16 protein-coding genes are annotated in these 12,403 nt (G+C 40.9%); 14 read left to right on the top strand and 2 right to left on the bottom strand.

The annotated features are described in order from the left end of the window. The 12 genes from CO050_03275 to CO050_03220 all read left to right on the top strand — a co-directional run. On the top strand, positions 1-901 hold a 901-nt coding region (locus tag CO050_03275; protein PJC31426.1), incomplete at its 5' end, for a hypothetical protein. A 16-nt stretch (positions 902-917) separates the two neighbouring features. Then, on the top strand, positions 918-1,502 hold the full coding sequence (locus CO050_03270) for a hypothetical protein (protein ID PJC31425.1): 585 nt from the start codon (positions 918-920) through the stop codon (positions 1,500-1,502). 553 nt (positions 1,503-2,055) lie between these two features. Then, positions 2,056-2,658 (top strand): hypothetical protein, encoded by a 603-nt coding sequence (locus tag CO050_03265; protein ID PJC31424.1) that lies wholly within the window; start codon positions 2,056-2,058, stop codon positions 2,656-2,658. Next, positions 2,645-3,250: a hypothetical protein gene (locus tag CO050_03260; GenBank protein ID PJC31423.1), complete on the top strand. Its 606-nt coding sequence runs from the start codon at positions 2,645-2,647 to the stop codon at positions 3,248-3,250. Before CO050_03265 ends, CO050_03260 begins: the two co-directional genes overlap by 14 nt. Further along, positions 3,247-3,663 (top strand): hypothetical protein, encoded by a 417-nt coding sequence (locus CO050_03255; protein PJC31422.1) that lies wholly within the window; start codon positions 3,247-3,249, stop codon positions 3,661-3,663. The genes CO050_03260 and CO050_03255 overlap by 4 nt, the downstream gene beginning before the upstream one ends. 3 nt (positions 3,664-3,666) lie before the next feature. Beyond that, on the top strand, positions 3,667-5,103 hold the full coding sequence (gene zwf / locus CO050_03250) for a glucose-6-phosphate dehydrogenase (GenBank protein ID PJC31421.1): 1,437 nt from the start codon (positions 3,667-3,669) through the stop codon (positions 5,101-5,103). 12 nt (positions 5,104-5,115) lie between these two features. Further along, entirely contained in the window at positions 5,116-6,045 is a 930-nt protein-coding gene (gene gnd, locus CO050_03245) for a 6-phosphogluconate dehydrogenase (decarboxylating) (GenBank protein ID PJC31420.1), read from the top strand. A 76-nt stretch (positions 6,046-6,121) separates the two neighbouring features. Next, complete coding sequence (locus tag CO050_03240) at positions 6,122-6,616, top strand: hypothetical protein (protein ID PJC31419.1); 495 nt, start codon at positions 6,122-6,124, stop codon at positions 6,614-6,616. An 89-nt stretch (positions 6,617-6,705) separates the two neighbouring features. Beyond that, a complete protein-coding gene (locus CO050_03235; protein PJC31418.1) occupies positions 6,706-7,188 on the top strand; it encodes a ribose-5-phosphate isomerase in 483 nt (160 codons plus the stop codon). Between the two features lie 3 nt (positions 7,189-7,191). Continuing rightward, positions 7,192-7,824 carry a hypothetical protein gene (locus CO050_03230; GenBank protein ID PJC31417.1) on the top strand — a complete coding sequence of 211 codons (633 nt, stop codon included), beginning with the start codon at positions 7,192-7,194 and terminating at the stop codon, positions 7,822-7,824. Between the two features lie 34 nt (positions 7,825-7,858). Then, positions 7,859-8,674 carry a transketolase gene (locus CO050_03225; GenBank protein PJC31416.1) on the top strand — a complete coding sequence of 272 codons (816 nt, stop codon included), beginning with the start codon at positions 7,859-7,861 and terminating at the stop codon, positions 8,672-8,674. Next, complete coding sequence (locus CO050_03220) at positions 8,671-9,609, top strand: transketolase (protein ID PJC31415.1); 939 nt, start codon at positions 8,671-8,673, stop codon at positions 9,607-9,609. The genes CO050_03225 and CO050_03220 overlap by 4 nt, the downstream gene beginning before the upstream one ends. Here CO050_03220 and CO050_03215 read toward each other — a convergent pair. Then, positions 9,595-10,164: a hypothetical protein gene (locus CO050_03215; GenBank protein ID PJC31414.1), complete on the bottom strand. Its 570-nt coding sequence runs from the start codon at positions 10,162-10,164 to the stop codon at positions 9,595-9,597. The genes CO050_03220 and CO050_03215 overlap by 15 nt on opposite strands. A gap of 28 nt (positions 10,165-10,192) precedes the next feature. Between CO050_03215 and CO050_03210 the strand changes: the two genes are divergently transcribed. Further along, positions 10,193-11,050, top strand: a complete 858-nt coding sequence (locus tag CO050_03210) for a transaldolase (protein PJC31413.1) — start codon at positions 10,193-10,195, stop codon at positions 11,048-11,050. A 45-nt stretch (positions 11,051-11,095) separates the two neighbouring features. After that, positions 11,096-11,587: a hypothetical protein gene (locus CO050_03205; protein ID PJC31412.1), complete on the top strand. Its 492-nt coding sequence runs from the start codon at positions 11,096-11,098 to the stop codon at positions 11,585-11,587. Between the two features lie 32 nt (positions 11,588-11,619). Here CO050_03205 and CO050_03200 read toward each other — a convergent pair. Continuing rightward, a partial coding sequence (locus tag CO050_03200) for a hypothetical protein (protein PJC31411.1) occupies positions 11,620-12,403 on the bottom strand: 784 nt, incomplete at its 5' end.

The raw sequence follows: 12,403 nt of genomic DNA, 5'->3' as shown, positions 1-12,403 counted from the left end.
CCTCTACAAACTGGATGTTAAGTCTACAACTGGAGATATTGCCCGTTTTAATGGTTCTGGCTCCACAGGCTGTACACTATCAGACGGAGGAGTAATAGCCTGTAGTTCTGATCTTAATCTAAAAAAGAACGTTGAAAACTCCGCCTACGGTCTAGACACGATCATGGCCTTAAACCCAGTAGAGTTCAACTGGAAGTCTGAGGAGAACTCCATTTCAAAGAGCCTTGGATTCATAGCCCAAGACATAGAGATAGTTATACCCAAATTAGTATCAATAGATGGTAATGGAAACAGAGAGCTTAACACCATCGGACTAATACCAGTATTAACCAAAGGACTACAAGAGCTCGCCTCATCGGCGAGTAAACTAGCTTCTAAACAAGATGTTATTTCCCTTACAGATAGAATGGACTTAGCTGATGAAAGGATCGCCTCCATATCCGCTCAATTACTTGATCTTTCCCTCTCAGAGGCCACCACCTCCGCAAACCTGTCTGAATTGGAAAATCTAACTATTAACAACGAACTTAATGTACTGGGAGCCTCAACCTTTGGGGATATCTCCATCACGGGAAATATCTCAGCAGGCCTCATATCCATAGACGGCCTCAATGGCTCCATCCAGACCCTCTCAGGACCTCTAGAGTTGCAACAAAATGCTTTGGCTAATCTGGAAGTATTTGGAGGGAAGATAACTATGACCACAGACGGTAGTATCGAAATTAAAGGAACCATAAAAGCAGATGAGGTAGAAACTAATGGAGTAACTTTATATGATGAAGTAACAAGCGAGCCATATTGTATTAAAATTAAATTAGGGGAGATGGTCCAGGTTAAAGGGCTTTGTAGAGAGCTTAAGGAATCAACAAGCTCAGCAAGCCCAAGCGGAATATTACAATAAAGTTGATAGGTAAACTATGAAACAAATGACAAATTCTAAAGCACTAAGACTCAACGATAAGACAGCTGTTTTTATAGACTGGGCCAATGTTTATGGTTGGAAAAAGGTTCTAAAATACGAGCCAGATCCTAAAAAGATTTATAAATATCTTAAAAAGTACAAAGAAATTAAGGAAATAAATTTTTACTACGGAACAGATGATCATCCAAAATCAAGAAAGTTTATTAGAGATGTGAAATTAATGGGATATAGGATAAAAACAAAACCTGTTAAGCATATAATAGTTAGAAAAATTAAAGGTGAGATTGTTACGGTTAGAAAATGCGATTTTGATATTGAGATTGTTATGGATATGTATGCAGCGCTTGATAGAGATATAAATTCGTTTATCTTTTTCACAGGCGACGGTGATTTCGAGCCAATTTATAAATACTTAATTAAGCATAACAAGAAGATTATTGTTGTATACATGCCTGGTCATTTAGGAAAGGAAATTTGGCAAATGAAAAAAGGGATATTCAAAATCGAGATGAAAAAATTAGGTAATTTTGTAAAAAAATGTCCCAGGACTTATGAACTTAATCAGCCTGGGCGAGATTAAATCAATTATATTAGAATAACATGAAAAAGTCAAAGAGGCCACGCCAAGTGGTGGAGAAGAATGAAAACACAATTGACTAATTATGATTTTTATCAGCTTATAGTAATAATTATTCGCAGATGAATAGATGAATTTTTTACACAAAATATTTAAGGTTTTTTTTGGTAAAAACCTCACGATTTCAAGAGGAAAGCGGGAAAACCAACAAAGTCGGGAGGAAGCCAGACACTCCAATCGTGAGGTGAAGCCCTCTGCAGACTCCTTATCCTGCCCTTATTGCCTTTCCACTAACTTTCAAAAACGTGGGTTTCGGCGGACAAGCCAACAATATAATGTACACTAAACGATTTTATCCAAGAAAGCCCATAAAAACATTGCTCACGAGTTTTTTATGGAAAACATCCAGGAATACTTGCGGGTTAGGACCAAAATCATGCGTTTACAAAAAGCCTGGCTAAAATTTAGGTAAACTATGAAACACATGTCACAGAAACAAGAATAACAGCTCTTATTTATTGACTTTCGATAAATATCGAAATATAATACATAAACCATGACTAAAACCGAAACAATCTGGCATTTTATCTTAAATAAAGCACTACACGAGAAGCAATTCAAGCTCACTCAGGCCCAAGTTGCAAAATCTACCGGCTTTTCTCTAAGCACAGTTAATGGAGCAATCGATAAACCCGCTAAAATAGGCGCAATCCGCAAAGAATCAAAGTTTTTTATACTCCAAGACGTGTTTAAGTTGCTGTACTATTGGGGAAGTTTGCGCAATTTAAGCTCAGATATAGTTTTTCAGGCATCTATTAGTATAGATGTTCAAACTCTTGAAAGCTCTATGCCAGATAACACAATTTACGCTTGTTATTCTGCCTCTAAATACCTACTCAAGCAAAACGCGCCAGCCGATTACGCAAAGGTCTATGTTTATGCTGAAAAACCTGCATTAGAGCAACTCAAACTTAGGTTCCCTCAGTTTTCAGCAAAAGGCAATATTAATCTATTTGTTCTTAATAAGCCGCCACATTTCATTTCTGGCAAAGGACACTCAACTCTTGCAAATACATTTGTTGACATCTGGAACTTATCGGACTGGTACGCAGTAGATTATCTTAAAGCACTAGAGGAGGAGATAAATGGATTATTATAACGACCTAATCACGGATCGTAGTTGGAAACAGCTTCAAAAACTTCAAAAAGAACTAAATTTTGTACTCATTGGAGGCTGGGCTACTTATCTATACAGCCAGACCTTAAAATCTAAAGATATAGATATTATTATAGACTTTGATACTCTTGGAGTAATACAGAAGAAATATTCTCTTTCCAAAAACGATCGGCTTAATAAATACGAAATCCATCTTGAAGGCATTGATGTGGATATTTACCTGCCACATTACTCCAGTCTTGGTATACCTGTTGAGGATTTACTTCCTTATACCACCAATCTACAGGGGTTTAAAGTACTCCAAATAGATTACCTCTTTGTATTAAAGTTATATACGCTTTCCCGAAGGGGAAGAAGCTCCAAAGGTCGTAAAGACTTTATTGATCTCCTTTCTTTATTTACCCAGGCTCAGGTTAATATAGCTCAGGTTGGACAGATTATAACCAAATATAATCTCCCTAGTGTGTTATTCCCATTCAAACAGATGTTAATTGAAAACAGTTTAATTCCTGAATTAGAACTCAATCAGCATGAATATGCCAAAATAAAAAAGGAGATTGAAAATATATTATGAGTATAATAATAACCATCATAATCCTCCTGGCTGTTTTGGTTGAGTCAACTTTATTTCCAATACCCTTAGCTCTCTTAATTTTCATCCTCTGGTCCAGTAATATTAAAGGCCTTGCCTTTAATATATATATGGTAGGAGCTTTAAACGGGGGACTTATAGATATTTTAAGTCTGCGTCCATACGGAATAACCGTGCTGATATTTTTAGGAACGATATTCGTTATCCAGCGCTACAGTAAAAAAGTGGAGACTTACCGTTTGTTCTACTTAATTCCAGTGGTGATTATCACTATTGGGACTTACAGCTGGTATTTCTATCATGATTTTGTTCCTCAGATATTAATATCCTTAGTCGTTATTTTGGTCTATAGTCTAACTCGTAAAAAAAATCACTCTAAATATGGTACACTGTAGCCAGTGGATATTAAGATTTCACCCTCAATTATGGTTATCTTTGGCGCAACCGGGGACTTAACCTCCCGCAAACTTGCACCAGCTCTCTTTGATCTTTACTGTAAGGGTATCTTACCTAAAAATATGCGCATTATTGGTTTTGCCCGTCGCAACCTTTCAGAAGGCGAATTTAAAGATACTCTTAGCAAAGCCTTAGAGCCTCGTCCTGGTAAAAAAGATTTTCTAAACCTCTTTTCATATATTCAGGGAGACTTTGACAATATCTCTGGCTACAACGAGCTTAAAAAACTACTCGGTTTCCAGGATAATCAATGGAAGTACTGTACTAATAAGCTGTTTTATCTTGCTGTTCCTCCTCAGCACTATAATTCTATAATATCTAACCTAGATAAGTCTAGTCTCACCGAGCCATGCGGACCTGACGAAGGCTGGACCCGGGTGATCCTCGAGAAACCTTTTGGATCAGATCTAGAGACCGCGCGCCTACTTGATGAAAAGCTAGCCAGACTATTTCAAGAGGAGCAGATCTATAGAATTGACCACTTCTTAGGCAAAGAGAGCTTGCAGAACATCTTGGCTTTCCGGTTTGGTAATACTATTTTTGAACCAATCTGGAACTCAAACTATATTGACCACATAAAAATTATTGCCACAGAAACACTAGGAGTGGAAACTAGAGGAAGTTTTTATGATCAAATTGGCGCTCTTCGTGACATGGTTCAATCTCATTTGCTTCAAATGGTAACATCGGTAGCTATGGATGAACCGGACAACTTCCAGCCTGAATCAATCCGCAATCAGCGAGTCAAAGTTTTGCGCGCCTTAAAACCTATCAGTAATATCGCAAAAGATTGTATTAGAGGGCAATACGCTGGGTATCAGCAAGAGAAACGTGTGAGTGCTAATTCTACGACAGAAACCTATGCTTCTCTAAAATTAGAGATAGATAATAAGAGATGGGGCGGAGTTTCGTTCTATCTTGTAACTGGCAAAAAACTAAAAAAAGACACTACCCGCATAGTTGTTCAATTTAAGGATCTTCGCCACGAATCAATAAAACTAAGCGGTCAACAAGGAAAATCATGTAATCGAATTATTTTTGAGATAAAGCCAGATGAAAAAATTACTATAGAAACCCTAATGAAAGTACCGGGCTTGAAACTAAAAATGGAACCGCACAAACTGGAACTGGATTACGCAAAAGCACATACAACCAAGCTACTTGAAGCATATGAAAAATTAATAGTTGACTGCATGGTTGGAGACCAGACCCTTTTTGCAAGCACGAAAGAAGTGAGAGCTAGCTGGAAATTTATTACACCAATATTAAAAAAGTGGCAGTCCGCCTCTTCGGCGGATAAAAACCTAATGAAATATAAACCAGGGAGCTGGGGTCCACCTAGTAATATTTTAAAACCCGGTTTTAAAATACAGGTGTGATATTATAAAAATATGAAAATTGGACTAATTGGTTTAGGAAATATGGGGAGGGCGATAGCTGAGCACGCCGTGGAGGAAGGGATTGAAGTAGTAGTCTACAACCGCACCACCAGTAAGGCAGAAGAGTTTGTGAAAAAAAATCCTAATGCTCAATTCACGCCAACTTTAGAGGAATTAGTATCTAAGCTTAAGATACCTAGAATTTTATGGCTAATGGTTTCAGCTGGAAAACCAGTCCAAGATATTCTCTTTGGCAACAACGGCCCGGTTTTAAGCGAGCTATTAGAAAAGGGAGATATTATTATTAACGCCGTTAACTCTCATTATAAAGACAGCCAAAGGGACGCTGAAAAATTAGCAAAAAAGGGAATACATTATCTTGATGTAGGAACATCGGGCGGAATAGAGGGAGCGCGAACCGGGGCATGTTTTATGATAGGAGGACCAGAAGAAGCGTATATAAAGATCCGATCTTTATTTAAGGCGCTCTCGTATGAGCATAAGGGATATGCATATTTTGGTCCATCAGGCTCTGGGCATCTTGTAAAAATGGTCCACAACGGCATCGAATATGCCATGATGCAGTCAATTGCCGAAGGAGTAAATATCTTAGACAAACACCCACTTAAACCAGATCTGGTAAAAGCAACTGAAGTTTGGAACCAAGGATCTATTATTCAAAGCAACCTTGTGGGTTGGCTAAATAAAGCATTAAGTAGTAATCCAAATCTCAAAGATACTCCAGCAGAAATAGGCAGTCTGGGAACAGGGGACTGGACAGTGAAGGAGGCAATGGAGCTAGGGGTACCTGTGCCAAACATCGCAAATGCCGTGTTTAACCGCTATCAGAGTCGAGACAAAGAATCAATAGCCTATAAAGTAGTCCAGGCACTACGGAGCCAGTTTGGAGGCCACACCTCTACTGAGCGCCCCAGTAATTAAGCCCCCAAGCGAACTCCACAAGGTCTGACCTTGTGGAGTGCTTGACAGGGCAAGAAAAAATTGCTAAGCTGAAACTGTGCAAGTGCGAAAAGGTTTTACACTTATTGAGCTGTTGGTAGTTATATCCATAATTGGCTTACTGGCTGCAGCCGGACTAGCTACATACACCAGTGCTCAAAAAAGAGCCAGAGATGCAAAGAGAAAAATGGACATGAGAGCTATGTATTCTGCGGTAGAGGCATATTACACCGCCTACAATAAATATCCTTCAACTGGAGGATCTTGGTGGGGAGTAAGCGATAATGGTGGCAACAGGGCTACAAGCGGTGCAAACGCATATATACCAGGGCTAGTCCCTGATTTTATTACCGTTTTACCTACCGATCTAAGAGGAATTACCAGTGGTTGGTCTGGATACCTGTATAGGTCGGACGGGACCCAATTTAAACTTCTCTCTCATTCGTCCGGACCTGAAAGTTTTCCTAGTGCGGGAGAAGCTTTTTATGATCCAGTTAGACCAACCTGGGCATGGATGCTTTGTAGCGGTGGGGCTGTCTGCACAACCTGGTAACTAGATGCACATCTAAAAAGTTTTAAAACCGGGTTTTAAAACTTTTTTATACTATTGACATCACTCTCAACTGCTGTTAGGCTAAGTTTATGAAGATTTACCTAGGAGCTGATCACGGAGGCTATGAGTTAAAAGAAAAGATTAAAGGATGGATGAGGGAGTGGGGGCAGATAAACTATGAAACATATGAATATGAGGATTTGGGAGCATATGAGCTTAACCCCGGCGACGACTATCCAGATTTTGCTTTTGCCGTAGCCAAAGCTGTAGCTAAAGATTCAGAATCTTTTGGTATACTTAGCTGTCGATCAGGCGCGGGAGTTGTTATGGCTGCCAACAAGGTTAAAGGAATTCGAGCTGGTAGCGCACATAACATTGAATCAGCTCAACATCTGAAAGCTCATAATAACGCCAATATCTTAGCTGTTTCTGGTGATTGGCTAAATGATGAACAGGCAAAAGAAATAATTAAAGTTTTTCTTGACACTAAATTTGAAGCTGGACGCCACCAGAGAAGATTAGCTAAAATAGCACAATATGAAAATCAGATGTTTCATAGTTTACCTAAATAATCTATGTTAGACGTATTACCAGGAATTTTAGAGCAGGATTTTGCGAAGATACAGCGCAAATACAACATTGTAGCTCCCTTTGTAGATTTTGTTCATATAGATATTGTTGACGGGGTCCTCTTTGATAACACCACGTTTGACGATCCAGAGCCTTTCAGTAAGCTCAAATCACCACCTAAAAAAGAGCTTCACATGATGGTTGAGCGGCCTCAAGACATTGTTGATATATGGATAGAAGCTGGGTTTGACAGGTTAATCGGACATATTGAAGGGATTCAAGATGCAGAGAGCTTTATTGATGCGGTGTCCTTGCAATCAGCTGAAGTTGGCTTGGCTTTGGATATAGATACACCTGTCTCGGTCATTAAGGAGTATATAGACATTGTTGATGTGGTGCTCTTAATGGCAATTGAGACCGGATTTTCTGGCCAAGAGTTTGACCATCGGGTTCTAAATAAAATACACGAAGTACGGGAAATTAACGACATAGTACCTATCGAAATAGATGGCGGAATAAACCACGATACAGCCGAGCTCGTAGCCGAAGCTGGGGCAACGCGTGTCGTCTCAACTAGTTACGTGTTTGGGGCTGAAAATCCTGAAGAGGCCATTCGTAAGTTAGCCAGATTTGGATAAATTTATTTAAGGACCGTCCTTAAATAAAAAAATTATGAATAATGCAGAACTAATAAATCAAGCGCGCGAAATTCGGATAGAGACGATTAAACTTCTTTACGAAGCCCAATCTGGACATCCGGGCTCATCTTTATCTATGGCAGATATCTTAACCGCTTTGTACTTTAGACCTGTCCTTAAGTTTGATCCCAAACGACCTGAGTGGACCGAGCGAGACTATTTTTTGCTCTCAGTTGGTCACGCGGTACCAGTCATGTATACAGCTCTCACGCTTGCTGGATATTATCCTAAATCTAAACTAAAAGGTCTGCGCAAATTTGGCTCTGACCTGCATGGACACCCCAAGCGAGGAACATTTCCTGGTATAGAAATATCCGCTGGCTCCCTTGGTCAAGGATTATCTGTGGGAGTGGGTTTAGGTTTAGCCCTAAAGTTAGACAAAAAGACTAGTCAAGTAGTTGTGATGACCTCAGATGGAGAACAAGAGGAAGGCTCTACCTGGGAAGCCTTAATGTTTGCGACTAAACATAAGCTGGATAATATTATAACCATCATAGATAAAAACGAAAGCCAAATTAATGGTCCAACCAGGCAGGTAATGCCCTCTCTGGATCCTCTAAAGGAGAAGTATGAAGCGTTTGGCTGGGAAGTGGTTGAGATAGATGGACATGATTTTGACCAAATTATAGGCGCGCTTAAGCAGGGATATGCAGCGCGCGGGCCTTTTGCTATTATTGCCAATACAGTTATGGGTAAAGGAGTTTCCTTCATGGAAGGGGACTATAAATGGCATCACGGCAAGCTAACCGACGAACAGTACCAACAAGCATTAAAAGATCTTAATATATGAAATACTATAAAGTAAGGGAGAAGGTGGCGATTAGACAGGCCTTTGGTGAGGCATTAATTGAGTTAGCAGGTCGTGACAAAAAGATTGTAGCCATCTCAGCCGACTTGGGTGGAAGCCTTACACTCGATGAGTTTGGTGCTAAATACCCTGACCGTTACTACAATACCGGCGTTGCTGAGCAGGATATGATCGGTGTTGCCGCCGGATTTGCGCTGAGGGGATATAAGCCTTTTGCTGGAACTTTTGGATCTTTTTTGGGTCGAGCGATGGATCATGTTCGCCAAAGTGTTTGTCACAATAAGCTAAATGTTAAGATTGTTGGCTCTCATGGAGGAATATCTAACGCTCAGGATGGTCCATCTGCCCACGCTCTTGAGGACTTTGCGATGTTTAGAGCCTTGCCCAACATGTTAGTTATCATGCCTAGTGACCCAAATCAGACTATTAAAGCTGTGGAAGCCCTGGTAAAACATAACGGCCCAGCTTATTTACGGCTCTACAGAGAGCCATTACCTGTATTTACAACAGAAGAAACACCATTTACAATCGGCAAAGCCAACATTATGCGCGAAGGGTGCGAGGTAACCGTTGTTGCTTGTGGTCCCCACGTTGGGTTGGCTCTCGAGATTGCCAAGGAAATAAATATAGATATTGAGATAATAGACTCTCACAGTCTAAACCCTATTGATTCGCAAACCATAATAGAGAGTGCTAAGAAAACCAAAGCTGTTATCACTGTAGAAGACCACAGTGTTAATGGTGGCCTTGGATCCGCTGTTGCCGAGGTTTTAGTAGAAAATTACCCAGTGCCAATGGAGCGCGTTGGACTTCACAGTTTTGCCACGACCGGAAGCTATGAAGAGGTCGCTAATTATGTTGGAATAGGCCGCAGGGATATTATAAAAGCCATTAGGAAAGTTTTACAAAGAAAGTAGCTTCATTTGCACTTCACCATTTAAACAGCCATCTTGATCCAAGCCCATGTCTATCATCTGCTGTTCTTCTTCTAGCGGAACGGTATTATTATTGCTGTAATCACCTTGAATACCCATGTACACCCCAGCAGGAACTGTGCAACCATAGCGACTAGCCCCAACTGGCCAGTAGTTATAGTCATATTTGCCCCCCCACGGAGTAAGCTTTGGCCACTCGGTTAAATAAGGTCCGTCCCATTTTGCCTGCGCATCTAAAGGGACAGCGGCATTTAAAACTGCAACGTTAGTGCTTCCATCATCAGGATTAGTAGGTATTAACTGCATATACCCTGGGTCCCAGCCTCGACCTAAATCTGGTGGATAGAAACCTGTGATAGTTAAATAAAGATTAGTAGCTTGTTGTAAATCCTTGGCATTAGACACGGCTTGTGCAATTTTTCCTTTTTTAATCGAGGTTTTAAAGATGGTAAGTCCCACAGCTGATAGCAACCCCATAATGGATATAACCACCAATAGCTCAATTAAAGTAAAACCTAGCTTGTTTTTTCTTAGCATATACGTTATCTTATATAAGTATACTAAAATGTTGGACAAAAGAACACTAAAAACCAAGATCTTTATCGATGGGGGAGACCCTGGCGAAACACGCAAGGCAAAAGAGATGCTTGGGGGCTGGCTCGACGGCCAAACAACAAACCCTTCGCTTATTGCAAAGACCCTACTTGCAAAGTCAAGTGGTAACATCACGCCCCAGGCTGCTGAATCAGCCTACCGTGATACAGTTCAAGAAATGAGCTCGATCATCCCCCAGGGATCTGTCTCAATCCAGGTTTTTGCTAATGCCGAGACTTCGTCTACCGAAATGGTTCAGCAGGCAAAAGAGCGCATTAGCTGGATCCCTAACGCTAGTATTAAACTACCCTGCACGGGTGCAGGCTTAAAAGCTGCCGAAGAGCTTTGCTTGCTTATGCCATTAAACATCACTCTTGTCTTTTCTCAAGACCAAGCCGCTGGGGTATATGAGGCCACCAAAGCTAGCGCATACCCTGTTTTTATCTCTCCATTTGTAGGAAGACTCTATGATAAAGGTGAGGTTGGTATGGACACTGTCCGCAACATGGTGAGGCTTTTTGAAACGGGAGATGGTCACGTCCAGGTTTTAACTGCCAGCGTCCGAACTGTCACCCAGATCAAAGATGCCATTGCAGCAGGCACAGATATTATTACCATTCCCTTCGATAAAGCCTTCAAACCCTGGGCTGATCTTGGCTTTGAGCTTCCAGACCCAGACTTCTTAGCAGACACAGCTGGATTAAAACCCATTGCCTATGATGAACTAGTCACTCTTGGCAAAGACTGGAAAGAATATGACCTCAAGCACGAACTCACAGACAAAGGCCTTACCAGCTTCTGGGAAGACTGGAACTCTTTGTTTGCTTGACTAAGTTGTAACAAGTGTGTAACAATCGTGTAACACAAGCTAAACATGAACTTACTCAATAAATATCGAAACCACCTTAGAGAACAAAATGTATCCAAAACTACTATCCGCAATTATGTCTCAGATATTCGTCAATACTACAATTTCTTACTTGATTCTGAAGGGTTAACGCCAACTGCAGTTGATGACAATATTGTTGACTACCTAAACCCATCCTCACATAGATCTTATGAGCACTACCTTAAACAAGGTGACTTATCTCCCTCCACTATCCGCCGCCGGCAGGTAGCCTTGGCTAATTTCACAAATTTCATCCTGCATTTTAAGGGCGCTGAAGTTATAAATGATACCCCAAATACTAGCGGTCAAGTTCAGCTTTTAGGCAGTGGATTTGCCGGGTTACTCCTAGCCGGGCTGATCCTTATACTCTTAGTTGGCGTTGCAATAGGAATTAATCAAGGCAGAAGCATGCTGGCATACGAACTTAAGGCAGAAATATCTACCCTAGGTCAAGTAGCAGGAACAACAAACCCATAATGCCAGCTTCGAGAACCCGCTTCTCGATATTCTCAAGCACGGACCCATCTATCACCCAGTTTTTTAACTAAGCCGGCAAGCTCCATGGTAGTCAGGAGTGGAAGAAGCTTATAAATCGGAATACTACTTACACGAGCAAGTCTATTAGTATCTATCTCATTAGACAGATGCTTAAGCAGATTGATTTGAGCAACTGATGGATTTAGAGTTTTTGACGAAGTTTTATTAGCAGACTTACCATAGTGATTTAAAATGTCTAGGCTCGATGTAACAGGCAACGCACCCTGTTTAAGCAGGTTATTTGTTCCAACGCTATTATTGCTATAGATATTACCAGGAACGGCAAAGATTTGATGTTTAAGCTTGCGGGTGATAGTGGTGGTATGCAGTGTACCGGACTTCTCACCAGCCTCAGTCACCAGGAGCTTCTGGCCTAAGGCGGCGATGAGGCGATTTCGCTGAGCAAATTTCCACTTGGTGGGGGGATAATCTTTGCCATACTCGCTAAGAATAAGCCCACTATTTTGGGCGAGCGCATCATTTATCAATGGGGCAAATTTATGATTTTTGAGGTGAGAAAGGCTGCTACTTAGGACACCAATAACATTTCCATTATGGGAAAGCGCGATTTGGGCAGCAGAGAGATCAGATCCTTGCTCTAGATCGGAGACAATGGTGATACCTGCGGAAACAAGGGTAGGAATAAGATCAGAAATAACTTGGACTCCGTACTCACTAGGCTTGCGAGCACCAATAACAGTGAGTGATTTATGGTTAAGGAACTCAAGATTGCCCAGCGCAAAGATGGCGTTAGGT

It is taken from the genome of Candidatus Roizmanbacteria bacterium CG_4_9_14_0_2_um_filter_38_17, assembly GCA_002788855.1.
In the GTDB taxonomy this organism is placed as follows: Bacteria; Patescibacteriota; Microgenomatia.
This window is presented reverse-complemented; position numbering and strand designations above follow the sequence as displayed.

Bases quoted from the DNA above. Each gene is read 5' to 3' on its own strand.
- CO050_03270 (PJC31425.1), top strand. From the start codon at position 918: ATGAAACAAATGACAAATTCTAAAGCACTAAGACTCAACGATAAGACA.
- CO050_03265 (PJC31424.1), top strand. From the start codon at position 2,056: ATGACTAAAACCGAAACAATCTGGCATTTTATCTTAAATAAAGCACTA.
- CO050_03260 (PJC31423.1), top strand. From the start codon at position 2,645: ATGGATTATTATAACGACCTAATCACGGATCGTAGTTGGAAACAGCTT.
- CO050_03255 (PJC31422.1), top strand. From the start codon at position 3,247: ATGAGTATAATAATAACCATCATAATCCTCCTGGCTGTTTTGGTTGAG.
- gnd (PJC31420.1), top strand. From the start codon at position 5,116: ATGAAAATTGGACTAATTGGTTTAGGAAATATGGGGAGGGCGATAGCT.
- CO050_03235 (PJC31418.1), top strand. From the start codon at position 6,706: ATGAAGATTTACCTAGGAGCTGATCACGGAGGCTATGAGTTAAAAGAA.
- CO050_03230 (PJC31417.1), top strand. From the start codon at position 7,192: ATGTTAGACGTATTACCAGGAATTTTAGAGCAGGATTTTGCGAAGATA.
- CO050_03225 (PJC31416.1), top strand. From the start codon at position 7,859: ATGAATAATGCAGAACTAATAAATCAAGCGCGCGAAATTCGGATAGAG.
- CO050_03220 (PJC31415.1), top strand. From the start codon at position 8,671: ATGAAATACTATAAAGTAAGGGAGAAGGTGGCGATTAGACAGGCCTTT.
- CO050_03215 (PJC31414.1), bottom strand. From the start codon at position 10,164: ATGCTAAGAAAAAACAAGCTAGGTTTTACTTTAATTGAGCTATTGGTG.
- CO050_03210 (PJC31413.1), top strand. From the start codon at position 10,193: ATGTTGGACAAAAGAACACTAAAAACCAAGATCTTTATCGATGGGGGA.
- CO050_03205 (PJC31412.1), top strand. From the start codon at position 11,096: ATGAACTTACTCAATAAATATCGAAACCACCTTAGAGAACAAAATGTA.